The organism is Pseudomonas fluorescens, from assembly GCF_001307155.1.
Lineage (GTDB): Bacteria > Pseudomonadota > Gammaproteobacteria > Pseudomonadales > Pseudomonadaceae > Aquipseudomonas > Aquipseudomonas helvetica.
Genome location: NZ_CP012830.1, coordinates 3,800,061 through 3,826,906 on the forward strand (window position 1 = coordinate 3,800,061; position 26,846 = coordinate 3,826,906).

General features: G+C 59.4%; 22 protein-coding genes. 17 read left to right on the forward strand and 5 right to left on the reverse strand.

All coding sequences use genetic code 11. From position 1 onward, the window contains the following. The first annotated feature begins 5 nt into the window (after positions 1 to 5). The 11 genes from pcaR (at position 6) to pcaC (ending at position 10,981) form a co-directional block, all read left to right on the forward strand. Positions 6 to 848, forward strand: a complete 843-nt coding sequence (pcaR, locus tag AO353_RS17185; protein WP_054596029.1) for a pca regulon transcriptional regulator PcaR — start codon at positions 6 to 8, stop codon at positions 846 to 848. Positions 849 to 1,034: 186 nt separating this feature from the next. Beyond that, the gene (locus AO353_RS17190) at positions 1,035 to 2,381 is read left to right on the forward strand and encodes an MFS transporter (RefSeq protein WP_054596030.1); all 1,347 of its coding nucleotides are present in this window, start codon (positions 1,035 to 1,037) and stop codon (positions 2,379 to 2,381) included. A gap of 272 nt (positions 2,382 to 2,653) precedes the next feature. Next, the gene (locus AO353_RS17195; protein WP_054596031.1) at positions 2,654 to 3,511 is read left to right on the forward strand and encodes a CoA transferase subunit A; all 858 of its coding nucleotides are present in this window, start codon (positions 2,654 to 2,656) and stop codon (positions 3,509 to 3,511) included. Further along, a complete protein-coding gene (locus tag AO353_RS17200; RefSeq protein ID WP_173859966.1) occupies positions 3,508 to 4,290 on the forward strand; it encodes a CoA-transferase subunit beta in 783 nt (260 codons plus the stop codon). Before AO353_RS17195 ends, AO353_RS17200 begins: the two co-directional genes overlap by 4 nt. Continuing rightward, positions 4,287 to 5,492, forward strand: coding sequence for a 3-oxoadipyl-CoA thiolase (gene pcaF / locus AO353_RS17205; protein WP_173859965.1), 1,206 nt, complete (start codon positions 4,287 to 4,289; stop codon positions 5,490 to 5,492). The genes AO353_RS17200 and pcaF overlap by 4 nt, the downstream gene beginning before the upstream one ends. 39 nt (positions 5,493 to 5,531) lie before the next feature. After that, the gene (gene pcaH, locus AO353_RS17210; RefSeq protein ID WP_054596034.1) at positions 5,532 to 6,236 is read left to right on the forward strand and encodes a protocatechuate 3,4-dioxygenase subunit beta; all 705 of its coding nucleotides are present in this window, start codon (positions 5,532 to 5,534) and stop codon (positions 6,234 to 6,236) included. Position 6,237: 1 nt separating this feature from the next. Continuing rightward, on the forward strand, positions 6,238 to 6,804 hold the full coding sequence (gene pcaG / locus AO353_RS17215) for a protocatechuate 3,4-dioxygenase subunit alpha (RefSeq protein WP_054596035.1): 567 nt from the start codon (positions 6,238 to 6,240) through the stop codon (positions 6,802 to 6,804). A gap of 254 nt (positions 6,805 to 7,058) precedes the next feature. After that, positions 7,059 to 8,354, forward strand: a complete 1,296-nt coding sequence (locus AO353_RS17220; protein WP_054596036.1) for an MFS family transporter — start codon at positions 7,059 to 7,061, stop codon at positions 8,352 to 8,354. Positions 8,355 to 8,403: 49 nt separating this feature from the next. Further along, positions 8,404 to 9,765: a 3-carboxy-cis,cis-muconate cycloisomerase gene (locus tag AO353_RS17225; protein WP_054596037.1), complete on the forward strand. Its 1,362-nt coding sequence runs from the start codon at positions 8,404 to 8,406 to the stop codon at positions 9,763 to 9,765. 12 nt (positions 9,766 to 9,777) lie between these two features. Beyond that, a complete protein-coding gene (pcaD, locus tag AO353_RS17230) occupies positions 9,778 to 10,578 on the forward strand; it encodes a 3-oxoadipate enol-lactonase (RefSeq protein WP_054596038.1) in 801 nt (266 codons plus the stop codon). A gap of 10 nt (positions 10,579 to 10,588) precedes the next feature. Then, a complete protein-coding gene (gene pcaC / locus AO353_RS17235; protein WP_054596039.1) occupies positions 10,589 to 10,981 on the forward strand; it encodes a 4-carboxymuconolactone decarboxylase in 393 nt (130 codons plus the stop codon). Between the two features lie 59 nt (positions 10,982 to 11,040). Here the strand turns inward: pcaC and AO353_RS17240 are convergent, their stop codons facing one another. Both AO353_RS17240 and AO353_RS17245 read right to left on the reverse strand, forming a co-directional pair. Further along, on the reverse strand, positions 11,041 to 11,940 hold the full coding sequence (locus AO353_RS17240; protein ID WP_054596040.1) for a polysaccharide deacetylase family protein: 900 nt from the start codon (positions 11,938 to 11,940) through the stop codon (positions 11,041 to 11,043). 149 nt (positions 11,941 to 12,089) lie between these two features. Beyond that, complete coding sequence (locus tag AO353_RS17245) at positions 12,090 to 13,352, reverse strand: OprD family porin (RefSeq protein ID WP_054596041.1); 1,263 nt, start codon at positions 13,350 to 13,352, stop codon at positions 12,090 to 12,092. 619 nt (positions 13,353 to 13,971) lie between these two features. On the opposite strand from AO353_RS17245, the gene AO353_RS17250 reads away from it, so the two are divergent. The 6 genes from AO353_RS17250 to AO353_RS17280 all read left to right on the forward strand — a co-directional run bounded on the left by AO353_RS17250 (position 13,972) and on the right by AO353_RS17280 (position 20,515). Further along, a complete protein-coding gene (locus AO353_RS17250; RefSeq protein ID WP_054596042.1) occupies positions 13,972 to 14,229 on the forward strand; it encodes an Os1348 family RiPP precursor in 258 nt (85 codons plus the stop codon). A gap of 113 nt (positions 14,230 to 14,342) precedes the next feature. Beyond that, positions 14,343 to 14,819: a GNAT family N-acetyltransferase gene (locus AO353_RS17255; RefSeq protein ID WP_054596043.1), complete on the forward strand. Its 477-nt coding sequence runs from the start codon at positions 14,343 to 14,345 to the stop codon at positions 14,817 to 14,819. A gap of 14 nt (positions 14,820 to 14,833) precedes the next feature. Further along, a complete protein-coding gene (locus AO353_RS17260) occupies positions 14,834 to 15,994 on the forward strand; it encodes an aKG-HExxH-type peptide beta-hydroxylase (protein WP_054596044.1) in 1,161 nt (386 codons plus the stop codon). 16 nt (positions 15,995 to 16,010) lie between these two features. Then, positions 16,011 to 18,005, forward strand: a complete 1,995-nt coding sequence (locus tag AO353_RS17265; protein WP_054596045.1) for a DUF692 family multinuclear iron-containing protein — start codon at positions 16,011 to 16,013, stop codon at positions 18,003 to 18,005. A gap of 501 nt (positions 18,006 to 18,506) precedes the next feature. Further along, on the forward strand, positions 18,507 to 18,872 hold the full coding sequence (locus tag AO353_RS17275; protein ID WP_054596047.1) for a DUF6124 family protein: 366 nt from the start codon (positions 18,507 to 18,509) through the stop codon (positions 18,870 to 18,872). A gap of 212 nt (positions 18,873 to 19,084) precedes the next feature. Next, a complete protein-coding gene (locus AO353_RS17280; protein WP_054594662.1) occupies positions 19,085 to 20,515 on the forward strand; it encodes an IS1182 family transposase in 1,431 nt (476 codons plus the stop codon). Positions 20,516 to 20,904: 389 nt separating this feature from the next. Here the strand turns inward: AO353_RS17280 and adeC are convergent, their stop codons facing one another. Genes adeC through emhA form a run of 3 tightly spaced genes read right to left on the reverse strand, consistent with a single transcriptional unit; the run spans position 20,905 to position 26,690 of the window. Then, positions 20,905 to 22,365, reverse strand: coding sequence for an AdeC/AdeK/OprM family multidrug efflux complex outer membrane factor (gene adeC / locus AO353_RS17290; RefSeq protein ID WP_054596049.1), 1,461 nt, complete (start codon positions 22,363 to 22,365; stop codon positions 20,905 to 20,907). Further along, positions 22,362 to 25,529 (reverse strand): efflux RND transporter permease subunit EmhB, encoded by a 3,168-nt coding sequence (gene emhB, locus AO353_RS17295; RefSeq protein ID WP_054596050.1) that lies wholly within the window; start codon positions 25,527 to 25,529, stop codon positions 22,362 to 22,364. Before emhB ends, adeC begins: the two co-directional genes overlap by 4 nt. Before the next feature lie 3 nt (positions 25,530 to 25,532). Beyond that, the gene (gene emhA, locus AO353_RS17300) at positions 25,533 to 26,690 is read right to left on the reverse strand and encodes an efflux RND transporter periplasmic adaptor subunit EmhA (RefSeq protein WP_054596051.1); all 1,158 of its coding nucleotides are present in this window, start codon (positions 26,688 to 26,690) and stop codon (positions 25,533 to 25,535) included. Positions 26,691 to 26,846 lie beyond the last annotated feature (156 nt).

Consider the following 26,846-nt stretch of genomic DNA (forward strand, 5'->3'; position numbering starts at 1 on the left):
CTGAAATGAACGATCAATTGCGCAATTCCTTTGCTTCAGTGGCGCCGCCGATCGTTGCTTCGCCGGCCAAGCGGATTCAGGCATTCACTGGCGATCCGGACTTCATGACCTCCCTGGCCCGTGGTCTGGCGGTGGTGCAAGCCTTCCAGGAGCGCAAGCGGCATCTGACCATCGCGCAAATCAGCCACCGTACGGAAATACCCCGCGCTGCCGTACGCCGTTGCCTGCATACGCTGATCAAGCTCGGCTACGCAACCACCGATGGCCGAACCTATTCGCTGCTGCCCAAAGTCCTGACCCTTGGCCATGCCTATCTGTCCTCGACGCCGCTGGCGGTATCGGCCCAGCCTTATCTGGACCGCATGAGCGAACAACTGCACGAGGCGTGCAACATGGCCACGCTGGAGGGGGATGACATCTTGTACATCGCCCGTTCGGCAACCACCCAGCGTTTGATCTCGGTCGATCTGTCGGTGGGCGGGCGTTTGCCGGCTTACTGCACCTCCATGGGGCGGATTCTTCTGGCCGCGCTGGACGATGCATCGCTGCACGATTACCTCGAACATGCCGAATTGCAGGCCAAGACCAGCCGCACCCTGCATACGCGCGAGTCATTGCTTGAATGTCTTCAGGAAGTTCGGCAGCAAGGCTGGTGCATTGTCGATCAGGAACTCGAGCAAGGCCTGCGCTCGATTGCCGTTCCGGTGTACGACGCTTCCGGTCAGGTGCTGGCTGCGCTGAATGTCAGTACACACGCTGGACGGGTCAGTCGCAATGAACTGGAGCAGCGCTTTTTGCCCGGGTTGTTGAGTGCCAGCCGTGAGTTGAGTGCCCAGCTGTTTGCGTAAGCTGTTCGGTAAACGCACAGAGTCGCGTTTGGCGAATTGACGCTGTTTCCCTTGCCTCATTAATGTCGCGGCAGCGTCATCCGCTGCTGTTGGCCACTGCTCCTGGCACCGGAAGACGACCGAATAATAATGAAGAGGCGATTGCCTGCGCGTATTCGCCTGCGCTTCTTGCCTGGGATAAAAATAATGAACCAGCCTCAATCCGCTGTCGGGAACTGCCTCGATGTGCAGTCCTTTATCAATGCCCAACCGCTGTCGCGCTATCAATGGCGGGTGGTGATCCTGTGTTTCCTGATTGTGTTTCTCGATGGCCTGGACACCGCGGCCATGGGTTTTATCGCACCGGCGCTGTCCCAGGATTGGGGGATCGACCGCGCCAGCCTCGGCCCGGTGATGAGTGCCGCGCTGATCGGCATGGTCTTCGGCGCGCTGGGCTCAGGACCGCTGGCTGACCGTTTTGGACGAAAAATCGTACTGGTCGGCGCGGTACTGTTATTCGGCGCCTTCAGTCTGGCCTCGGCCTACAGCACGAATGTCGAGCAACTGCTGGTGCTGCGTTTCCTGACCGGGCTTGGCCTGGGCGCCGGCATGCCGAACGCCACCACGCTGCTGTCGGAGTACACCCCGGAGCGCAAAAAATCCCTGCTGGTGACCAGCATGTTCTGCGGCTTCAACCTGGGCATGGCCGGTGGCGGTTTCATCTCGGCCAAGCTGATCCCGGCGTTTGGCTGGCACAGCTTGTTGCTGATTGGCGGGGTTCTGCCGCTGATTCTCGGCGTGGTGCTGTTGCTGTGGCTGCCGGAGTCAGCGCGTTACCTGGTAGTGCGCAATCGCGGCACCGACAAAGTGCGCAAGGCGCTGGCGCCGATTGATCCGGCGACTATCGCCCAGGCGTCGAGTTTCAGCGTACCCGAACAAAAAACCGTGAAGGCCCGCAATGTGTTCGCGGTGATTTTCTCCGGCACTTACAGCACCGGCACGTTATTGCTGTGGCTGACCTATTTCATGGGGCTGGTCATCGTCTACCTGTTGACCAGTTGGCTGCCGACCCTGATGCGTGACAGCGGCGCGAGCATGGAGCAGGCGGCCTTCATTGGTGCGCTGTTCCAGTTTGGCGGCGTGCTGAGTGCAGTGGCGGTGGGCTGGGCGATGGACCGGTTCAATCCGCACAAGGTGATCGGCACTTTCTACTTGTTGGCCGGAGTGTTTGCCTACGCGGTAGGGCAGAGCCTGGGCAACATCACGCTGCTGGCAACGTTGGTGCTGGTTGCCGGGATGTGCGTCAACGGCGCGCAATCGGCGATGCCATCGCTGGCGGCGCGCTTCTATCCAACTCAAGGTCGGGCCACGGGCGTGTCGTGGATGCTCGGGATTGGCCGATTCGGGGCGATTCTCGGCGCCTGGATGGGGGCGACATTGTTGGGCCTGGGCTGGAATTTCGAACAGGTGCTGACAGCCTTGGTGATTCCGGCCGCGTTGGCCACCACGGCGGTGGTGATCAAAGGCATGGTCAGCCATGCGGATGCGAATTGAGTCGCGATCGTTCCCACGCTGAATGTTGATCGTTCCCATGCTCCGCGTAGGAATGCCTCAATGGACGCTCTTGGGACGCGGAGCGTCCCTGGCTGCATTCCCACGCGGAGCGTGGGAACGATAGGGAGGCAACAATCTGTTCGATAAACGAACACTTAGTCGATTATCGGATTGTTTGGGGTTTTTCGGCGGCTTAATCTTCAGTCATTCCGGCGCTGCTCATCGCGCTTTGTCCTCCACATCGGTTTACTGATAATCGGGAGTCCAACCCCATGGCTGAAATCCTTTCGCTGCACGACGCGGTGAAGCAATTCGTCAACGACGGCGATACCGTCGCGCTTGAAGGCTTCACGCACTTGATTCCGACCGCAGCGGGTCATGAAATCATTCGTCAGGGCAAGAAAGACCTGACGCTGGTGCGCATGACTCCTGACCTGGTCTACGACCAATTGATCGGTGCCGGTTGCGCTCGCAAGCTGATTTTCTCCTGGGGCGGTAACCCGGGTGTAGGCTCCCTGCACCGTCTGCGCGATGCCGTCGAGAAACAGTGGCCGCACGCGCTGGAAATCGAAGAGCACAGCCACGCCGACCTGGCCAATGCCTACGTTGCGGGCGCTTCCGGCCTGCCGTTCGCAGTGCTGCGGGCCTACGCCGGTTCCGACTTGCCGAAGGTCAACCCGTTGATCAAAAGCGTGACCTGCCCGTTCACCGGTGAAGTGCTGGCGGCGGTGCCATCGGTGCGCCCGGACGTCACGGTGATCCACGCGCAGAAGGCCGATCGCAAGGGTAACGTCTTGCTCTGGGGCATTCTTGGGGTGCAGAAGGAAGCCGCATTGGCTGCCAAGCGCTGTATCGTCACCGTTGAAGAAATCGTCGACGACCTGAAGGCGCCGATGAACGCCTGTGTCTTGCCGACCTGGGCCTTGAGTGCGGTCTGCCATGTGCCCGGTGGCGCGCATCCGTCCTACGCCCACGGTTATACCGAGCGCGACAACCGCTTCTATCAGGCCTGGGATCCGATTGCCCGCGACCGTGAAACCTTCACCGCGTGGATCAACGAATACATCCACGGCAGTGCTGACTTCAGTGAATTCCAGGCCAAGCTGGCCAAAGCGTCGGAGGCTCAATAATGGCTTACTCCACCAATGAAATGATGACCGTCGCCGCCGCTCGCCGCCTGAAGAATGGCTCGGTGTGCTTCGTCGGCATCGGCCTGCCGTCGAAAGCGGCCAACCTGGCGCGTCTGACTTCCTCTCCAGATGTCGTCCTGATCTATGAATCGGGTCCGATCGGTGCCAAGCCGACGGTATTGCCGCTGTCGATCGGTGACGGCGAGTTGGCGGAAACCGCCGACACCGTCGTCCCGACCGGTGAGATTTTTCGCTACTGGTTGCAAGGCGGGCGCATTGACGTCGGTTTTCTCGGTGCTGCTCAGGTCGACCGTTTTGGCAACATCAACACCACCGTGGTCGGCGATTACCATCAGCCGAAAGTCCGCCTGCCGGGTGCCGGTGGTGCGCCGGAGATCGCCGGCTCGGCGAAAAGCGTGTTGATCATCCTCAAACAGTCGGCTCGCTCGTTTGTCGACAAACTCGACTTTATTACCTCGGTCGGTCATGGCGAAGGCGGCGACTCGCGCAAGCGTCTCGGCCTGCCGGGCGCCGGTCCCGTGGGGATCATCACCGACCTGTGCATCATGGAACCGGAAGCCGGCACCAACGAATTCGTGGTCACCGCGCTGCACCCGGGCGTGACCCGCGAGCAAGTGATCGCCGCCACTGGTTGGGCTGTCCGCTTTGCCGATCAGCTGGAGCACACCGCCGAACCGACCGCCATCGAATTGGCTGCGCTGCGTGATCTTGAAGCGCGTACCGCTGCCGCCCACGGCCAAGCACCGGGAGAAGCCTGATGCGCGAGGTTTATATCTGCGATGCGATTCGCACACCGATCGGCCGTTTTGGCGGTGGTTTGTCGGCGGTTCGCGCTGACGATCTGGCTGCCGTACCGATCAAGGCGCTGATGGAGCGCAACCCGAGCGTCGATTGGAGCGCCGTGGACGAAGTGTTCCTCGGTTGCGCCAACCAGGCCGGCGAAGACAACCGTAACGTGGCGCGCATGGCATTGCTGCTGGCCGGGTTGCCGGACAGCATTCCCGGCGTGACCCTCAATCGCCTGTGCGCTTCGGGCATGGACGCCATCGGCACGGCGTTCCGGGCAATTGCCAGCGGTGAGATGGAGCTGGCGATTGCCGGTGGTGTCGAGTCGATGTCCCGCGCACCGTTCGTGATGGGCAAGGCCGATGCAGCGTTCTCGCGCAACATGAAACTGGAAGACACCACCATCGGCTGGCGCTTCATCAACCCGTTGATGAAGGCTCAATACGGCGTCGACGCGATGCCGCAGACGGCCGATAACGTGGCCGACGATTACGCGGTTTCCCGCGCCGATCAGGATTCTTTCGCACTGCGCAGTCAGCAACGGACGGCAGCCGCGCAAGCTGCCGGCTATTTCGCCGAAGAAATCGTCCCGGTGCGCATTGCCCACAAGAAGGGCGAAAGCGTGGTCGAGCAGGACGAACATCCGCGCGCTGACACCACTCTGGAAACCCTGAGCAAACTCAAACCGGTCAACGGCCCGGACAAAACCGTCACCGCTGGCAACGCCTCAGGCGTGAACGACGGTGCCGCGGCGCTGATTCTCGCATCTGCCGAAGCGGTGAAAAAACACGGTCTGACCGCCCGCGCTCGGGTATTGGGCATGGCCAGCGCTGGTGTTGCGCCGCGAGTGATGGGCATCGGCCCGGTGCCGGCGGTGCGCAAGTTGACCGAACGGCTGGGCGTGGCGGTCAGCGATTTCGATGTGATCGAACTCAATGAAGCCTTTGCCAGCCAGGGCCTGGCGGTGTTGCGTGAACTCGGTCTGGCCGACGACGCAGCGCAGGTCAACCCGAACGGTGGCGCCATTGCGTTGGGTCATCCGTTGGGCATGAGTGGTGCGCGGCTGGTAATGACGGCGCTGCATCAGTTGGAAAAAACCGGCGGCAAGAAAGCGCTGGCGACCATGTGCGTTGGCGTTGGCCAAGGGCTGGCACTGGCCATCGAACGGGTCTGATGCGCCGCCGCGCTATCGAACAAGAAAAGAGGAGGTTTCATGACTGACAAGCCTGGTTACCGTCGCCCGCAAGCGGGCACCCAGCCGGAATATTTGCATCCGGCCTATCAATCGACCAATCGCCGTTCGCCGTCCAAGCCGTTGGTGTTTTTGCCTCACTCATTGTCGGAAATTACTGGCCCGACCATTGGCGCCGAGTCTCTGCAAGAACGGGATAACGACCTGACCGCCCAGCATCAGGGCGCGCCATTGGGTGAGCGGATCATCATTCACGGCCGTGTGCTGGATGAGAACGGCCTGCCGGTGCCGGGGATTTTAGTGGAGATCTGGCAGGCCAACGCCGCTGGCCGCTACAACCATGACCGCGACCTGCATGACGCGCCGCTGGACCCGAACTTCACCGGCACCGGCCGCACCGTGACCGACGCCGATGGCTGGTACCAGTTCCAGACCATCAAGCCTGGTGCTTACCCGTGGGGCAACCACCACAATGCCTGGCGCCCCGCGCATATCCATTTCTCGCTGTTCGGGCCGAGCATTCTGACGCGCCTGGTGACGCAGATGTACTTCCCCGGTGATCCGTTGCTGGCCTACGACCCGATCTACAACTGCGTACCCGATACCAGCGCCAAGGAGCGCTTGATCGCCAGTTTCGACCTGGAAAAAACCATCCCGTCCTACGCCCTCGGTTATCGCTGGGATATCGTTTTGCGCGGCCGCGATGCCACGCCGATGGAGAAATAAGATGACGCTGAACGCGACGACGTCCCACACGGTCGGGCCGTATTACCACATCGGTCTGACCTGGTTGAACCGTGAAAACCTGACCGTTGAACAAACTCTCGGCGAGCGTGTGACGATCACCGGGCAAGTGGTCGATGGCAACGGCGATTTCGTCAACGACGCGATGCTGGAAGTCTGGCAGGCCAATGCCGCCGGCAAGTATGACCATCCAGAAGACGAGCAAGACAAACCGCTGGACCCGAACTTCGAAGGGTTTGGCCGAGTGCCGGTGGACGCAGAAGGGCGATTCCGTTTCACCACCATCAAACCGGGGACAGTGCCGGGGCTCAAGGGCAGCACCCAGGCGCCGCACCTGGTGGTGCTGGTGTTTGCCCGAGGCCTGGTCAAGCACTTGCTGACGCGAATCTATTTTGACGGCGAACTGGCCAACACCAGCGACCCGCTGCTGGCCTGCGTGCCTGAAGAGCGCCGCACGACCTTGATGGCGAAAGCCAATGGGACGGGCACGTTGCAGTGGAACGTGATCCTGCAGGGCACCGATGCCGAGACGGTGTTTTTCGATTACTGAGTTCACCGCACTTTTGTGGCGAGGGCGCTTGCTGTGGCGAGGGGGTTTGCCCCCGTTGGTCTGCGTAGCAGACCCAAAACCTGGCTGTGCAGTTTTTCATATAGAACTGGTCAGCCGGATTTACGGCCGCTTCGCGACCGAGCGGGAGCAAGCTCCCTCGCCACAGGTTTATCGCAGTGTTCGGGTTTGTTCTGTGGAGCGGGGCTGTTGCAAAGTATGTCTAGACTCTCTCTGTCCCCATCGAGTGAAAAACCATGACAACAATAACCAGTCTCTATACCGCTGAAGAGCGTGGCAAAAGGATCTTTGCAATTGTCGGGGCGTCTTCCGGCAACCTGGTCGAGTGGTTCGACTTCTATGTTTACGCCTTCTGCGCAATCTATTTTGCCCCGGCGTTTTTCCCCTCCGACAACCCCACGGTGCAACTGGTTAATACCGCCGGAGTGTTCGCCGCAGGGTTTTTGATGCGTCCCATCGGCGGCTGGCTGTTTGGCCGGGTGGCCGACAAGCACGGGCGCAAGAATTCCATGATGATTTCGGTGCTGATGATGTGCGCCGGCTCATTGCTGATCGCCTGCCTGCCGACCTACAAGGACATCGGTGTCTGGGCACCGCTCCTGCTGCTGGTGGCTCGCCTGATCCAGGGCGTGTCGGTAGGCGGTGAATATGGCACCACCGCGACCTACATGAGTGAAGTCGCGCTCAAGGGCCAGCGCGGCTTCTTCGCCTCGTTCCAGTACGTGACCTTGATCGGCGGCCAACTGCTGGCCGTGTCGTTGGTGGTGATCCTGCAACAGTTCCTGACTGAGGACGACCTGCGTGCCTGGGGCTGGCGGATTCCGTTCGTGGTCGGTGCTGCTGCTGCATTGATTTCGCTGTTCCTGCGTCGTTCGCTGAAAGAAACCACCAGCAAGGAAATGCGCGAAAACAAGGATGCCGGCAGCATGGCCGCGCTGTTCAGGAACAACACCGCCGCCTTTATTACCGTGCTCGGCTTCACCGCCGGTGGTTCGCTGATTTTCTACACCTTCACCACCTATATGCAGAAGTACCTGGTGAACACCGCCGGGATGCCCGCCAAGACCGCCAGTTACATCATGACCGGCGCACTGTTCCTTTATATGTGCATGCAGCCGTTGTTCGGCACGCTCGCCGACAAGATCGGCCGGCGCAACTCGATGCTTTGGTTCGGTGCGCTGGGGACTTTGTTCACCGTGCCGATCCTGCTGACCTTGAAGTCGGTGACCAACCCGTTCCTGGCGTTTGGGCTGATCACCGTGGCATTGGCCATCGTCAGTTTCTACACCTCGATCAGCGGTCTGGTGAAAGCCGAAATGTTCCCGCCGCAAGTCCGTGCGCTGGGGGTGGGCCTGGCCTACGCGGTGGCCAATGCGATCTTCGGCGGTTCGGCCGAGTACGTGGCCTTGAGCCTGAAATCGGTGGGTATCGAAAACTCCTTCTACTGGTACGTGACGGCGATGATGGCGATCGCCTTCCTGTTCAGCCTGCGTTTGCCGAGGCAGGCAGCGTACCTGGAAAACGAACTTTGACTTGTCGGCGCGCGCCTGAAGCGGGCGCGCGCCGCGTAAGGAATCTCCTATGCAACGACCGGGCAATCAATTGTTCGATGCCTATTTCACGGCTCGAAATATGCGTGAGGTGTTCAGTGATCAGGGCCGGGTTCAGGCCATGCTCGATTTTGAAGCTGCATTGGCCCGGGCCGAGGCGCGGGTCGGGCTGATTCCGGCATCTGCCGTTGCCCCGATCGAGGCGGCTTGCCGGGCCGAGCACTACGACTTTGCGGCCCTTGGCGAGGCGATTGCGATTGCCGGTAACTCGGCGATTCCGTTGGTCAAGGCGCTGGGCAAGCAGATCGCCGCACATGATCAGGACGCCGAACGTTACGTGCATCTGGGCGCAACCAGTCAGGATGTGATGGACACTGGGCTGGTGCTGCAAGTGCGCCAGGCACTGCACTTGATCGACAGCGATCTGGCGCGACTCGGCGAAGCGTTGGCGATCCAGGCCCGGCACCATGTGCTCACGCCACTGGCCGGACGTACCTGGCTGCAACATGCGACGCCGGTCACGCTGGGGATGAAAGTCGCCGGTTGGCTGGGGGCGGTGACGCGCAGTCGGCAACGTCTGCACGCACTCAAGCCGCGCCTGCTGGTGCTGCAATTTGGTGGTGCCAGCGGAACCCTCGCGGCCCTCGGCGAGCAGGCCATGCCGATTGCCGAAGCGCTGGCGCAGGAGCTGCAACTCACATTGCCGGAACAACCTTGGCACACCCAGCGCGACCGGCTGGTGGAGTTTGGCGCAGCGCTGGGCCTGATCGCCGGCAGCCTCGGCAAACTCGGCCGTGACATCAGCCTGCTGATGCAGACCGAGGCGGCGGAAGTCTTCGAACCCTCGGCGCCGGGCAAGGGCGGCTCCTCGACCATGCCGCACAAACGCAACCCGGTGGGCGCGGCGGTGCTGATCGGTGCTGCGACGCGTGTTCCCGGATTACTGTCGACCCTGTTCAGCGCCATGCCGCAAGAGCACGAACGCAGCCTGGGGTTGTGGCATGCCGAGTGGGAAACCTTGCCGGAAATCTGCTGCCTGGTGTCCGGTGCCTTGCAGCAAGCGCTGTTAATTACAGAAGGGCTGGAGGTCGACGCCGAGCGCATGGCGCAGAACCTCGATTTGACCCAGGGCCTGGTGCTGGCCGAAGCCGTGAGCATCGTCCTCGCCCAACGGATCGGTCGCGATAAAGCCCACCATCTGCTGGAACTGTGCTGCAAACGCGCGGTGGCCGAGCAGCGACATTTACGTGCGGTGCTCGGTGATGAGCCACAGGTGACTGCCGAGCTCTCGAGCGCTGAACTCGATCAATTGATGAACCCTGCGCACTACCTTGGTCAGGCTCAAACCTGGGTTGAGCGTGCGCTGGCCGAACATGTTGCCCTGACTGCCTGAAGGAGAATTTCTGTGGGATTCGTACAACTCGCCGACGGCGAACTGAAATACCAACTCGACGGTCCGGAACACGCCCCGGTGCTGGTGCTGTCCAACTCGCTGGGCACCAACCTGCATATGTGGGACGTGCAGATTCCGGCGTTCACCAAGCACTTTCGCGTACTGCGTTTCGACACTCGCGGTCATGGTCGTTCGCTGGTGACGCCGGGGCCGTACAGCATCGAGCAGTTGGGCCGTGACGTGCTGGCGCTGCTGGATGCCCTGAACATCGAGCGCGCCCATTTTTGCGGTCTGTCCATGGGTGGGCTGATCGGTCAGTGGTTGGGGATCAACGCTGGCGAGCGTCTGCACAAACTGGTGGTGTGCAATACCGCGGCGAAGATCGGTGATCCCTCTGTGTGGAACCCACGTATCGAAACCGTGCTGCGCGACGGTCCGGCGGCGATGGTCGCACTGCGCGATGCATCGATTGCCCGTTGGTTTACCCCGGATTTTGCCCAAGCCAATCCGGCGGTGGCGAAGCAGATCACCGACATGCTCGCCGCCACTTCACCGCAAGGTTATGCCGCCAATTGCGCGGCAGTGCGCGATGCCGATTTCCGCGAGCAACTGGCATCGATCACGGTACCGACCCTGGTCATCGCCGGCACCGAAGACGCGGTCACGCCACCTTCTGGCGGGCGCTTCATTCAAGAGCGGGTGAGAGGCGCCGAATACGCCGAGTTCTACGCCGCCCATTTGTCCAACGTTCAGGCCGGCAGCGCGTTCAGTGACCGGGTGCTGAGTTTTTTGTTGGCTGAAAAGTCTATCTGAGGAGTGATTTGTGGACGAGAAACAACGTTACGCCGACGGCATGCAAGTGCGTCGCGCGGTGCTCGGCGATGCTCATGTCGATCGCAGCCTGGCGACCCTGACCGAGTTCAATTCGGAGTTTCAGGACATGATCACCCGCCACGCCTGGGGTGACATCTGGACCCGCCCAGGCTTGCCACGCCACACCCGCAGCCTGATCACCATCGCCATGCTGATCGGTATGAACCGCAACGAAGAGCTGAAACTGCACCTGCGTAGCGCGGCGAACAATGGCGTCACCCGCGCCGAGATCAAGGAAGTGCTGATGCAGAGCGCGATCTACTGCGGCATCCCGGCGGCCAATGCGACTTTCCACCTGGCCGAGTCGGTGTGGGATGAGTTGGGCGTCGAATCGCGCGAGTAGTCGCGACATCAGGCCCTGACATGACTGTCAGGGCCGCAATGCTTCAGCGACGGCGTGCCTCAATGAGAGTTGCTGTCCCAGAACCAGCTCCACACGCCGGGCAAATGCACCGGTTGCGAGTCATCGCGCACCGTGCGGGCCATGGCGGCGCGTTGCACGGCAGCCTGGTCGTCGTAAAACGGTTTGTCGGCGGTTGTCACACCGGTCTCGCGGGCGCTGTCGAGCAGAATCTGTAGATATTCCCCCATGTGCCAGGACGTGTAGCGATTGAGGTCGTGAAACGTCACCACCACCGGAATAACGCCATCAACTGTCGGCAGTTCCCCTGCCGCTATCCGTTCGCGTACCTCGGACATTTGCCTGAGCATGTTGGAACGCCGGCGCGGGCTGCCATTGAAGCCCCATATCTTGCCGTCATTGGCGCTCAGGTCGGTCAGCAGTACATGCAAGCCATGGTGTTGATACGCGGCGAACGTGCGTTTGTCGTAATTCCAGAACGGCGGCCGCAGCAGTACCGGCGTGCTGCCGGTGATCGCCGCAATGTCCGCAGAGCCTTGGGTGAGCGACTGTTCGAGTTCTTCCGGGGAGAGTGAGCGGTGATTGGTATGCCACTGCGTGGCGGTGTGGAAACCCAGGGTCTGGCCCTCGGCATGTTCACGCTGCATGATTGTTTTGCCCAGTTCGCTGCCACCGGCCCGGGGGGCTTGTGTCTGTACGAAGAACACCGCCTTGATACCCGGCTCAATCGGGTTGTTGGCAAGCACGTCGAGAACGGCACTGGTCGGATTGAAAAAACTGGACGCGCTTGGACCGTCGTCAAAGGTCAGCAAAAAGCGGATCGGCGGGGTCGAGCGCAGAATCTGCTCGGTCTTCGGGGTCAGTTCGATCGGCGGGCCGATACAGCCGCTGAGGCCGACCGTTACGGCAAGGACGGATAAGACAGCAGCGATCAGTTTCATGTTTTTGCTTTGGCCTACGACAGATCAGGACGAATGCAGACTGTCGGTGCGCGGTTATTCACCACGCCGCCAACCGTCGCTCCTATGGAAGTCTCCATAGGAGCATAACGGTGCTGAACGGTTCATGTCCTCGCGGTATTTTTATCGCTTTAGAGCAGGCTGATCGGATAGCTGACGATCAGGCGGTTTTCGTCGAACTCGTTGTTGCTGTAGTCCCGACGCATGGTCGAGTTGCGCCACCTGACGTTGAGGTTTTTCAGGCTGCCACTTTGCACGGTGTAGCCGATTTCACTTTCGCGGCCCCATTCCTTGCCGTTGGTGACGGTCCCGGTGTGCACGTTGTCGCCGCTGATGTAGCGGTTCATCAGGGTCAGACCGGGAATGCCGAGGGCGGCGAAGTTGTAGTCGTGGCGCAGTTGCCAGGATTTCTCCCGGGCGTTGTCGTAGCTCGAGTTGTAACTGTCGTTGGCCAGCGTCCCGCCGCTGGTGCCATTGACCCGCATCCAGGCATTGTCGCCGGTGAGTTTCTGCAAGCCGACATAGAAGGTGTTGCCGCCATATTTGGCCGAGAACAGCCCGGACCAGGTTTTGTTATCGAGGTCGCCGGCCCGTGCGCTGCCATCTTCCTTGCCATAGAAGAAGCCAAGGTTGGCGCCCAGCGTCCAGTCGCCCAGTGGCTGGGTGTGGACCAGGTTGATAAATTGCTGGCTGTAGATGTCCTTGAGCTGGGCATTCCACACCGCGATTTGCGTGCGCTTGTCGTTGAAGCTGTATTCGGCGCCCTCAAAGTTGAAACGGTCGGAGGTGAAGGCGGGTTTGCCGGTCATCGACATGTCACTCATGCTGCTGTCGTCACGCGGGCTGTTAGCGCGCATCTGACCGCCGTAGAGCGTCAGGCCGTCGATTTCCTTCGAGGTGATCTGGCCACCGCGAAACGTTTGCGGCAACGAACGCCCATCGTCCGAACGCAGGATCGGCAACACCGGCATCCATTCACCGACTTTCAACTCGGTCTTGGAAAGCTTCGCCTTGAACGCCACGCCCAGACGTCCGAAGTTATCGGCGGGGCGACCATCGTGGTCCAGCGGCAGCAGCTGCGTCCCGCCGGTGCCGCGTCCGCCATCGAGCTTCACCGAGTACAGGCCCAATACGTCCATGCCGAAACCGACGGTGCCCTGGGTGAACCCGGATTTGGCATCGAGGATGAAGCTTTGCGTCCATTCTGCCGCTGTTCCTTGCGCCTTGGTCGGGTTGGTGAAATTGCGGTTGAAGTAGAAGTTGCGCAGGCTGAGGTTGGCCTGGGCGCCGTCTAGAAAACCCGACTCTTCGGCTAGCGCCGGGAGGGCTGCGCTGACCAGTGCGGTGGTCAATAGAGTCGGCAAAAGCTGTTTTGCACAGGTGGAAGGCTTCATGAGGTCGGGTCTCTCTAATTGTTAGGGATGAAGCAGGACGCAGCCGCAACCAAGGGGTTGCAGACAAAAATTCGAATTCGGGTCAACGAACGGGAGAGATCAGCCGGAGCGGGTAGGGTGTGCAGTCATGGTGCCGGACCTGTTGTTATTGGTTCTTGTAGGTGGGGGAATGGTGCGGGGGATCAAGGGCGGGATTCAATCGGGCGTACCGGGTTTTGGGCGATAATCGAACACAAATCGACGCCTGTCGGATCACCAGCGGTATGAAGCATTGTTAATTAAATCCCATAGTTATTCGGGGCAATAATGGGTGTCTGGCTGTGTGTTCTATTAATGACGCATTGCTGTCCAGTGGCTATTAAATAGAAGGGCCTATTACTTTGGTTGTAAGCGCTTTCCTACAGTTCTTGTTGTCATTAAACGACTATCGATAATCGCCAGTTAACCTTAAGAAACGGTGTTATCGATTATCGTGAAACGGTTTAAAGGGAGCCGTGGGGATGGCTGGAAAAGAGCAGTGGTCTTGCTATATTCAAAGTCCCCAGGACGGACGAGGGAAAGTTACATGCTTCGTCAGGGGTGCATTTTTCGTCGTGCCGAAATAACAAGGAGAAGTACCATGAGCAATAAAGTCAATCAGCAAACCTTGGCCACGGTTGTTGGACGGGCGGTGCTGGATCCGGGGTTTGCCGATGCACTTCACAATGATCCTGCTTCGGCAGCTAAAAATATTGGTGTGCATCTAAGTGCTGATGAAATTGCGGCGGTTAAAGGCATTGATGCTGCGAAACTGTCGGCTGCCTCTGCCGGTATTCGAAGTAATCTGGGGACGCGTGCCATATTTGATACCCAGCAACAGCAAGCGCGCATGGATTAGCGGCCGGTGATGCCATTTGGCGTACCCCGAAAGGTGGGTCTTTCATGCAGGTACGCCGAATGGCTTTATGAAGTGTCATGAGGCACAGCGGTCGAGCGCGGAGTGAATGACTCATGCCTGTCACCTTGGCTCCAATGGATAACGCGGACTTTGCAACGTTCGCCGAAAGAGCCGTTGCTGAATATGGTGACGGTATGGTCGTCTCGGGTGAGTGGGCCCATGAGGAGGCCTCGCAAAGGGCACGCAGTGTCTTCGAGCAGTTGTTGCCGCAAGGGCGACTGACTGAAAAAAACCAACTCTGGGTGATCAAGGATCAGGAGCGTCGTATTGGCGAGTTGTGGGTCGCCGAGCGACACACCGGTGCCGGCAAGAGTGCCTTCATCCTGGATATCTACATTGACCCTGGAGAGCGCCGCCAGGGTTATGCGAAACAATCACTGTTGGCCCTCGAGTCATGGGCACGCCAGGCGGGATGCGAAGAAGTGCGACTGCATGTCTTTGGTCGCAACGATGCGGCGCGTCGTCTTTATGAACAATCAGGGTATGGCATCGCCAGTCTGACGATGGCGAAGCCGTTGCCGCCTACCTAAGGGAAGGTTGAAAAATGGAAATCGGGAACAGTGGTCTGCGTGAGCTATCCGATGACGAGTTGTTTCAGGGCACGACATTCCTGCCGGACACGGATCCTTCACGATTTGACGTATTGCTGGAACGTGTCAGTCGAAATCGCTACACAAGTTTTGTGGCGCTGTACACCGAACTTTTTCAACTGTTTCCCAATGCTCCGCAGTTGGCGGAGTTTTTCGAGCAGGCATTCAATCTTATTGTGCCGCCGACCCGCGAGCAGCGCGTGATTATTAATGATCCGGTGTTTCAAGTGTGGAGTGTATTGACGGCTCATTATGCCAACCTGGTTATCACGAAAAAGGCGGCGAATACCGATGAGTTAGAGCGCATGTTGATCGAGTTCCCACTGATGCTGGCGCGGGTGAAAAAGAACGACAGTGTTCACATGAATGATTATTGCCCGCCGGTGTATCGTTTTAATATTGATCCGTTGGTGATGAGAGTGGCACCGCCCAGTTATGAGTTTCCGGAAGATGAAGCAACCCGTAAACAATTGGAACGTCATGGTCATTCCGTGAGTTTCTTTTGCGATGTGGTGAATATCGCGCTGTTGCGGATAGAACACTCGTGGCCCGCCTGTCGCGAGCAGTTTAGAAAACTGGTCAAGTCCATATGTTATTTGCCCGATGGTTCATTTCGAAGCTGCTCGGCTTCGCGCTTCACCGGGATCATCCTCATCTCGAACCGGGATGATTCGATACTCGACCTGGAAGAGTCGCTGGTGCATGAGGCCACTCATCAGTTGCTCTACAACATTGTCGAAGTGTGCCCGGTCGTCAGGGATGAGACCTCGCGGGAGGCGTTGTTCACCTTGCCGTGGTCGGGGCAGAAGCGTGACCTCTATGGCTATTTTCATGCGTTTTTCGTGTACGTCGCGTTGGTCAAATACCTGGAGCGGGTTCGTTCGCGCTCGTCCCATGAACTGCAGCGGGCACAAAAACGCCTGGTGTTCATCCTGCAAGGCTTGATCAAGGCGTTACCGGATTTCGAAGCGTGCGCGGATTTCACCCCTCAGGGCCGCCAACTGCTGGAAAACCTGATCAAAGAAGTCAGGGCGCTGGAAACTCAACACGCCGCGTTGTTGGCGATATCGGGCGCTGCGGCGGGGGCTAAACGCATGCTGGGCCTGACCGGTTGACGCCAGGGAGGCGGACATGGCGATGTTTGATGTTTCGCAGTTTCCGGAGGCCGGCGTTGGGCTGGAATACCATTTGCCACGGCACACGCCTCAGGATGAGTTATCGGAGGAGGGACTCGACCCGACCGTCGAACGGATTCTCGCCGAGGGCTTGCCGCATTTTGATTACGTCGAGTTTCAGCCGACGCACTGCATTCTGGAACCGCGTCTGCTTGAGCTCGGTGCGCAAGTACCGAGCTTGCTGCATTCTTCCAGTTTGTCCTTGGGCAGTGTGGGCATCGCGATGGACCGCGAGTTTCTGAAAATGACTCGGCGGCTGTGCGAGAAAACCCGCTCGCCCTGGTTGGCCGAGCATATTTCCTGGTCGCGGTTTCACGGAGGCGACACTCAGCATTTCATTCTGCCGACCCTGGCCCAAGAGGTAGCTGACACGGTGGTGGCCAACGCCATCGAATTGCGTGACCTCACGGCAACGCTGCTGGTACTGGAAAACGCGCCGAGGTTGTTTTCGTTGCACGATGCACAAGAGCAATCCGAAGGCGCGTTCATCTCTCGAGTGGTGGAGCGCAGTGACTCGGGCTTTCTGCTGGACCTCGACAGCGCAATCGCGACCGCCAGAACCCTGGGTTACGACCTGAACAGCTACTTGCGTTCGTTGCCGCTGGACCGGCTGATTGAAATTCATACCGGCCATCCGCAGCGGGATTGGGAAATCTTGCGTCATTTGTTTGATTCGTCGCCGGTGAAAGCGATCACCCTTGAGTGGGATATTTCCCGCAAAACCGATGATGCAGAATTGTTGACGTTGATCACGGCCATCAAGTCTCTTCGCCCCAAAGCCTTGTTCTGGCAGGGGTGTGCCCGGCAGGCGCCGCAAACGCAACTCGAGCAGGGTGCACAAACCCTGCTCAAACTCAGGGAAAGCACCTGGCTCAGCATCGGTTCGGCGTCGTTTTTTATCCGCGATCGGCAGTGCGACCTGAGTCTGGAATTCGGTGTGATGTTTCTGCCGTTGCTGCGCCACTTCCTGACTCCCCAGACATTGGGCAGTGCCTTGTTGCTGCCGGGTGTTTTGCAGAGTCCCGAGCAGGACGACAACCTGGCGTTCCTGCGGGAACTGTTCAGCCAGGGTGTCCTACAGCCGGTCGATACATCATCTGACACTGGCGCTTCCATTGAGCGCAGCCATCCGGCCAGCCTTTGGGCCCATTGGGACGCGGCGCTGGAGTTTTACCTGAGCACCCGCACCGGGTCGCACACGCCCTACATCAGCGTCAGCGATCTGGAAGCGCAGCTTGAGCAAAAGGCCTCAGCGCGACGTCAGCCGTCGGCATTCAAGGATTATTTCTCCCATCCTTTTGTTGCCCTGGAAAACCCGCTGCTGGCGCCTTCCGGCGCGATCGCCCAATCGACATTGCTCGATTCGCTGTGCGAGCGCCGCACGTCGCGCACCTTCAGCGACCAGCCGCTGAGCGCGCAGCAATTGTCCCTGTTGCTCTACTACACGTGGGGCGCGACGGTCATGGAACAGAACCGCATGGGGGATTACTTCCTGAAGAAAACCTCACCGGCCGGCGGTTCGCTGCAGGGCACCGAGGTGTATGCGGTGCTGATGAATGTGCAAGGCTTCGAACGCGGTCTTTACCACTATTCGGTACGCCGCCACGGGCTCGAGCTGCTGTCACGGGAAGACCCGCGAGTCTGGATCGGCGACGCCTGTGGCGAGCAGCCGTGGATCAAGGACGCAGCGGCAGTGTTTGTATCCACGGCGCGGGTCGAGCGAATGGCCTGGAAGTACGAGTTCAGCCGAGCACTGCGGGTGGCGCTGATGGATGCTGGGCATTTGAGTCAGACCTTTTCACTGGTGGCCACGGCCCTTGGGCTGGGTTGTTTCACTACGGCAGCGTTACGCGATGAACTGTTCGAAAACCGGCTGGGACTCAATTATCTGGAAGAACCGGTTTTTCTGGTCAATGGCGTTGGAGGGGGCCGTCTGTCAGTTAAGCCGTAACGCGCCCCGTAGCAGCTGCCGAGCTGCGCGAGGCTGCGTTCGAGGACGCAGTCCTCGCCAACCCTGCGTACGCGGTTTACCTGAATGAACGTGTTGCATGATTTTACGACTGCTTCGCAGCCGAACGCAGCCTCGCGCAGCTCGGCAGCTGCTACGACGGGTGTTTAAGCTTGCCCACGCTGTGCCCATCAGAGGCTACAGCGCCTTGCGTCACGGCCTACACCTGCGCCAGAATCCGCCGGCTTGTGCGCCTTGGTCCACGCCTCTATCGTTTCCGTGTCGCTGATTATCAGCGATCGGGTTTGGTAGCCCGGACACATGGCGCACAGCGTCACCTTATGCAGGTGCTTTTTGTCGGCATTCGCTTTTATGGTGGCCATGCGCAGGGCGCCCTCGGGCGCGCCGGTTTCCAAGTGTCCGGTCTACCAACCCGCGTATGGCCACCACCCTTCGTTTGGTAGCGAGGGTGATGGCTCCTCTACTTACATTTGGAGTTTCATCATGTTCAAAGCCACACCGAATCCCCCCGAAACCGATCCGGTTTCCCCCTACGCCTCCCTCGACTCAAAAGAACTCCACGCCGCCGCGCACCGCGCGCTCGACCACTACCTGGTGCTGCCCGAGACCAAGCAATTGTTAGCCGACCGCCGCCCCGGCTGCATTTTCGTCATTGCCCCCGACGTCGACAGCGAAACCCTGCTGGCCCACGCCTGCGAAACCCTCGCCTCGGCCAATGTCATGGCCAGCGATCTGGCGTTCGACCTCGAAGGCCCCAAACGCAATACCGCACTGGCGATTCAACAGATGATCTCGCTGGCCGAGCTGGCGGTGAATCGCGCACTGGACCACCTCGATCCACCGGAGTAACAGATAAGAACGCGGCTCCCGCGTAGCAGCTGTCGAGCCCGCGAGGCTGCGTCCGAGGACGCAGTCCTCGCCAACCCTGCATACGCGGTTTACCGGAATGAACGTGTTGCATGATTTTACGACCGCTTTGTCCGGATGCGGCCCAGAGTGTGTAAAAACGCCTTAGCGAACCCTTGCTATGATTTCTGAGGATTTCATCGCAAGGATCGCCCATGACGCGCTTTATTCAAGGTGAACATCGAGGTCAAAGCACCTTGCTTCCCGAAAGCCTCGACGACTACGTCAGCGATACCAATCCGGTGCGCGTAGTCGACGTCTTCGTCGATGAACTTGACCTGGCTAAGCTGGGTTTTGAAGGCGTCATACCGGCCGATACTGGCCGGCCTGCTTATCACCCCGCGATCCTGCTGAAGATCTACATCTATGGCTATCTCAACCGGATTCAGTCGAGTCGACGGCTGGAGCGAGAGGCCCAGCGTAACGTCGAGCTGATGTGGCTAACCGGCCGCTTGAGGCCCGATTTCAAGACCATTGCCAACTTCCGAAAAGACAACAGCAAAGCCATCCGCGGTGTCTGCCGGCAGTTCGTCGTGCTGTGTCAGCAGTTGGGATTATTCGAAGAAAACCTAGTTGCCATCGACGGCAGCAAGTTCAAGGCGGTCAACAACCGCGACCGCAATTTCACCAGCGCCAAGTTGCAACGGAGAATGGTAGAAATTGAATCGAGCATAAACCGGTATCTGACTGCACTCGACGAAGCCGATCAACAAGAGCCCTCGACTGCGCAGCCCAAGGCTGCGCGGCTGGAAGAAAAAATCGTCAAGCTGAAGGCTCAAATGAAAGAGCTTCAGGCGATCGAAGTGCGGCTCAACGACTCGCCGGACAAACAGGTCTCACTGACCGATCCAGACGCCCGTTCCATGATGACGCGTGGCACTGGAATCGTCGGCTACAACGTGCAGACAGCAGTCGATACCCAACACCATTTGATCGTTGCGCACGAGGTCACCAATACCGGCTCCGACCGCGATCAACTCAGCTCGATGGGCAAGCAGGCCCGCGAGGCCATGGGCTTGGAAACGCTGTCAGTAGTGGCTGATCGAGGCTACTTCAAAAGCGAAGAAATCCTGGCCTGTCACAATGCAGACATCACCGCCTATGTGCCGAAGCCAATGACCTCCGGAGCCAAGGCGGACGGGCGTTTCAATAATGATGTCTTCATCTATGACGCGACGAAAAATGAATACATTTGCCCAGCTGGACAGGCGTTGATCTGGCGTTTTTCCAGCGTTGATAACGGCCTGAAGTTACACCGTTACTGGAGTTCCAACTGCCAACAGTGCCCACTGAAATTGAAGTGCACACCGGGCAGGGAACGGCGAGTCCGACGCTGGGAGCATGAAGCCGTACTGGAAAAAATGCAGAGTCGGCTGAGCAACGCGCCAGAAATGATGCGGATCCGCAAACGAACGGTTGAGCATCCCTTCGGGACGCTCAAGCACTGGATGGGAGCGGCCCACTTCCTGACCCGAAAGCTACCCGGGGTGAGCGCCGAAATGAGCTTGAATGTGCTCGCCTACAACCTGAAACGAGTGATGAAAATCATGGGGGTCGGGAGCTTGATTAAGGCTCTGGCGACCTAAGATTTGGTCAATTTCGGACATGATTCAGAGGACGTTAGAGCCCGTTCAGGCCTTTCTAGTCATCGGCAACGCCAAGTTGGTGGGCCAAGAGCATCTTGGCCGTGCGTGGGGGCCGAAGCGTAAGAAAGACCCTAGATTTGAAGATGAAAGCCTCAGACAGTGTTTTTACACACTCTGGGCCCAGACCGAACGCAGCCTCGCGGGCTCGGCAGCTGCTACGACGGGTGTTTAAGCTTGCCTACGTAGCGCCCATCAGAGGCTACAGCGCCTTTTTCCCGTATCCATTAGTTCCTCCTGAAGATAAGTCAGAAGGTGTAAACCTTATTCAGGACGAGACACAGCCCATAAAAAAGCCCACCAAATGGTGGGCTTCGTTTTTGCGGGTGTTATCAGAACATCTTCAGCTTCGGTGCTTCTTCTTTCACCGGCTCGTTCTTCGCGGTTTGTGCGTTCCAGCCACCACCGAGAGCCTTGTACAGATTCACTTCGCTGATCAGTTGCGACAGACGGTCGGTGATCAACGATTGCTGCGCAGTGAACAACTGACGCTGGGCGTCTAGGAAGGTCAGGTTGCTGTCGACACCGATGCGGTAGCGACGTTCGGCCAGGCGGTAGTAGTTCTGGTTGGCGGCCACCAGATCACGCTGGGCCTGCAACTGTTCGTTGAAGGTCAGGCGTGCGGCGAGGCCGTCGGAGACTTCCTGGAAGGCGGTCTGGATCGACTTCTCGTACTGCGCGATCGTGATGTCTTTCTGGATTTTCGAGTAATCCAGGCTGGCGCTCAGGCTACCGGCATTGAAGATCGGCAGGTTGATTTGTGGCTGGAACAGCCAGGTCCCCGAACCACCCTTGAACAGACCGGACAGATCCGGGCTCAGGGTGCCGGCATTGGCGGTCAGGCTGATGCTCGGGAAGAACGCTGCGCGCGCCGCGCCGATGTTGGCGTTGGCAGCCTTGAGCTTGTGTTCGGCTTCAAGGATGTCCGGGCGACGTTGCAGCAGGTCGGACGGCAGACCGGCCGGTACTTCGCTGAGCAGGTCATCGGACAACGGCTGGCCCGCGGCCAGATTGGCCGGTACACCGGTGCCCAACAGCAGCGCCAGGCTGTTTTCGTCCTGGGCCACCAGGCGAGTGAATTTCGCCTGCTGGACCCGGGCGGTCTCCACGGCCGTACGCGACTGGCTCAGGTCCAGCGCCGACGCCACGCCGACTTCGTTGCTGCGGGCGGTGAGCCGGTAGCTTTCTTCGAAGGTGGCGAGGGTGTCCTGGGACAGTTTCAGCTGTTCCTTGTCGGCCTGCCAGGTCAGGTAAGCGTTGGCCACGCTGGCCACCAGGCTGATCTGGGTGCTGCGGCGTGCCTCTTCAGTGGCGAAGTAGTTTTGCAGCGCTTGTTCGTTCAGGCTGCGAACCCGACCGAACAGGTCGAGCTCATAGGCGCTGACGCCCACGGTGGCCGAGTAGCTGGCACTGATGCTCTCTTTACCGGTCTGCGAGGCACGCGCCGGGATCCGCTGACGGCTGCCGGTGCCGGTCGCCGAGACGGCCGGGAACAGGTCGGCGCGCGAGATGCGGTATTGGGCCGCAAAGGCGTCGATGTTCAGTGCCGCGACACGCAGGTCGCGGTTGTTTTCCAGAGCGGTCTGGATCAGCTGTTGCAGCGCCGGGTCACGGAAAAACTGCTTCCAGCCTTGTTCGGCGGCAGCCTGGTTCGCGGCCTGGGCCGGCGAGTACGCCGGACCTTGTGGGTATTGCGATGCAATCGGTGCGGCAGGCTGCTGATAATCCGGTATCAGCGAGCAGCCACCGAGCACGAACGCGGCGATGGCTAGGGAGAGTAGCGACTTGCTCATTGGCCAGCCTCTTTAGAAGTTTCTATAGCGACGTCATCCTGATCCGCAGTTTTGCGTTGACCCATCGACGACACAGTGACAAAGAACAGTGGGACCCAGAAGATCGCCAGTACGGTGGCCGTCAGCATGCCGCCGATAACCCCGGTACCGATCGCATGCTGGCTACCCGAGCCTGCGCCGGTGGAAATGGCCAGCGGTACCACACCGAGGACGAACGCCAGCGAGGTCATGATGATCGGTCGCAAACGCATCCGGCACGCTTCGATGGCTGCGTCACTCAGGCTGCGCCCTTGTTCATGCAGTTCCTTGGCAAATTCGACAATCAGAATGGCGTTTTTCGCCGCCAGACCGATGGTTGTCAACAGGCCCACCTGGAAATACACGTCGTTGGACAGACCGCGCAGGCTGGTGGCGAGCAGGGCACCAATGATCCCCAGCGGTACAACCAGCATCACCGCAATCGGAATCGACCAGCTTTCGTACAGCGCCGCCAGACAGAGGAAGACCATCAGCAACGACAAGGCGTACAGCGCCGGAGCTTGCGAGCCGGACAGACGTTCCTCATACGACAGACCGGTCCAGGAAATACCCACGCCTGCCGGCAGTTTCTGGGCCAGGGCTTCGACTTCGGCCATGGCTTCACCGGTGCTGTAGCCAGGTGCCGGGGAACCGAGGATTTCCACCGCTTCTACGCCGTTGTAACGCGCCAGCTTCGGCGAGCCGTAGATCCACTCGCCCTTGGCGAACGCGGAGAACGGAACCATGGCGCCCTGGCTGTTGCGTACGTACCATTTCTTCAGGTCTTCAGGGCTCATGCGAGCACCCGGCTGGCCTTGTACGTAAACCTTTTTCACTCGACCACGGTCGATGAAGTCATTGACGTAGCTACTGCCCAGCGCGATCGACAGCGTGTTGTTGATGTCGGTCATCGTGATGCCCAAGGCACTGGCCTTTTCATCGTCGATTTCCAGCTGGTATTGCGGTTCGTCGTTCAGACCGTTCGGACGGACCTGCGACAGCACCTTGCTCTGCGCCGCCATACCGAGGAACTGGTTACGGGCAGCCATCAACTTGTCGTGACCGATGCCGGCGCGATCCTGCAGGAACACATCGAAACCGGTGGCGTTACCCAACTCCAGTACCGCCGGTGGCGCGAAGGCGAACACCATGGCGTCGCGGAAGGTGAAGAAGTGCTGTTGGGCACGGGCCGCAACCTTGAACACGCTGTTGTCGGCGTTTCGCTCGGCCCATGGCCTGAGCATGATGAACGCCATGCCCGAACTCTGGCCACGGCCGGCGAAGTTGAAGCCGGTCACGGTAAACACCGAGTTCACCGCATCGCCTTCACCACCGTCCTTGCCTGGACGCAGCAGGAATTCACGCATCTCGTCCACGACCACTTGGGTGCGCTGGGAGGTAGAGCCGGCCGGGGTCTGGACCTGGGCAAAGAGTACACCCTGGTCTTCTTCCGGCAGGAACGCCGTTGGAATGCGGGTGAACAGCCAGATCATGCCGACCACGATGATGATGTAGGCCAGCAGGTACGGCGCCTTGTGCTTGAGCATGTTGCCGACACCGCGCTCGTAGCTTCTTACGCTACGGTCGAAGTTGCGGTTGAACCAGCCGAAGAAGCCGCGTTTCGGAGTGCCGTGCTCGCCTTTCGGAATCGCCTTGAGCATGGTGGCGCAGAGCGCCGGGGTGAAGATCAGGGCAACCAATACCGAAAGGGCCATGGCCGAAACGATGGTGATCGAGAACTGTTTGTAGATCACCCCGGTCGAACCGCTGAAGAACGCCATCGGCAGCAGTACCGCCGACAGAACCAGTGCGATACCGACCAGTGCGCCCTGGATCTGGCCCATGGATTTCTTGGTGGCTTCCTTGGGTGAGAGTCCTTCTTCGCTCATCACCCGTTCGACGTTTTCCACCACGACGATGGCATCGTCCACCAGCAAGCCGATGGCGAGCACCATACCGAACATAGTCAGGGTGTTGATGCTGAAGCCGAACGCCGCGAGGATCCCGAAGGTACCCAGCAACACCACCGGTACGGTCATGGTGGTGATGACCGTGGCGCGGAAGTTTTGCAGGAACAGGAACATCACCAGGAACACCAGCACGATCGCTTCAACCAGGGTTTCAACCACACCCTTGATCGATTCGGTCACCACCGGAGTGGTGTCGTACGGGAACACCACTTCCATCCCTTCCGGGAAGAATGGCTTGAGGTTGTCGATGGTCTTGCGCAGGGCCTTGGCGGTGTCGAGGGCGTTGGCGCCGTTGGCCAGCTTCACTGCCAGACCGGAAGCCGGGCTGCCGTTGAACTGGGCGCTGATGCTGTAGTTTTCGCCACCGAGGCCGACATCGGCAACGTCAGACAGGCGAACCTGCGAGCCGTCCTTGTTGACCCGCAGCAGGATTTCCTTGAACTGCTCGGCCGTCTGCAAGCGGGTCTTGCCGATGATCGTGGCGTTCAGTTGCTGGCCAGGCAGGGCGGGCAAGCCACCGAGTTGACCGGAGGAAACCTGGACGTTCTGCGCGGCGATGGCGGTTTTGACATCGACCGGGGTCAGGTTGAAGTTGTTCAACTTGGCCGGGTCGAGCCAGATACGCATGGCGTACTGGGCACCAAACACCTGGAAGTCACCGACACCGGCTGTCCGCGAGATCGGGTCCTGCATGTTGGAAACGATGTAGTTGGACAGGTCGTCCTTGGTCATGCTGCCGTCGCGCGAGACCACGCCGATGACCATCAGGAAGTTTTTCACTGCCTTGGTCACGCGGATACCCTGTTGCTGCACTTCTTGTGGCAGCAGCGGGGTGGCCAGGTTCAGTTTGTTCTGGACCTGGACCTGCGCGGTATCGGAGTTGGTGCCCTGCTCGAAGGTCGCGGTAATGGTCATGCTGCCGTCGGAGTTACTTTCCGAGGACACATAACGCAGGTTATCGATACCGTTGAGCTGCTGCTCGATCACCTGCACCACGGTGTCCTGCACGGTTTGTGCAGAAGCACCTGGGTAGGTGACGGAAATGGCGATCGCCGGCGGGGCGATGCTCGGGTATTGGTTGATCGGCAACTTGAGGATCGATAGAGCCCCGACCAACATGATCACCAGGGCAATTACCCAGGCGAAAATCGGACGGTCGATAAAAAATTTCGACATGGTTTACTCCCCTTTACCGCCAGTGGCAGTGTTAGCTGCCTGTGCGGGGGCTGGGTTCTTTGCGCCAACGTTAGTCGCTTCAGTGGGCTTGACTACGACGCCTGGTTTGACGAATTGCAGTCCTTCAGTGATCAGGCGGTCGCCGGCCTTGAGGCCATCTTCAATCAGCCATTGGCTGCCGACCGTACGGCTGGCCTTGAGCTGACGCAGCTCGACCTTGTTGTCCGGACCGACCACCAGAGCAGTTGGCGTTCCCTTGAGGTCACGGGTCACGCCCTGTTGCGGTGCGAGAATCGCGGCAGCGTTCACCCCGGCTTGCAGCTGGGCGTGAACGAACATGCCCGGCAGCAAGGTGTGATCAGGGTTCGGGAACACTGCGCGCAAGGTCACGGAACCGGTGGTCTGGTCAACCGACACTTCGGAGAACTCGAGCTTGCCCTGTTGCTTGTACTGGCTGCCGTCTTCGAGGGTCAGCTTGACCATGGCGGCATTCTCGCCGGCCTTTTGCAGACGACCGCTTTCCAGTTCGCGGCGCAGCTCCAGCAGTTCGACCGAAGACTGGGTAACGTCGACGTAGATCGGGTCCAGTTGCTGGATCACGGCCATGGCGTCGGCCTGGCCATTGTTGACCAGTGCGCCTTCGGTGACCGAAGAGCGGCCGATGCGACCGGAAATCGGTGCGTAAACCTTGGTGTAGCGCACATTGATCTCTGCGCTTTTCAGGGCGGCTTCCGATTGCAGGCGGTTGGCCACGGCAGTGTCGTATTCCTGACGGCTTACGGCTTGCTCGTTGACCAGTTGCTTGTAGCGATCGGAAATCGACTTGGTCGATTGCAGGTTGGCTTGTGCGCTGTTCAGGGTGGCCTGATAGACCGAAGGATCGATCTGGTAAAGCTGCTGGCCTTCCTTCACGTCACCGCCTTCCTTGAACAGGCGCTTGAGAATGATGCCATTGACCTGTGGGCGAACTTCCGCGATGCGGTAGGCCGTTGTGCGGCCCGGCAGTTCGGATGTCAGGGTAAAGGCTTGAGGTTGAAGGGTTACGACGCCGACCTGAGGGGTTGGAGGGGCTGGGGGCGCCTCTTCCTTTTTACATCCGCTGAGCAGCGATGCCAGGGCGACGGCAGTAACCAGAGCGGTAACAGCTGGCTTGAATTGCATGAAGATCCTCGGGTCAGGCGCGCAACATGCGCACAAGAAAAGTGTAAAGGTAAAAAAACTGTGCTGGGTGGATAAGTAGCTTGCTAAGGAATATACTTACGTTCATGGTTGTTTGTAAATAGCCTGGCTCAGTACCCATCCGGTTACAAAAGTCGA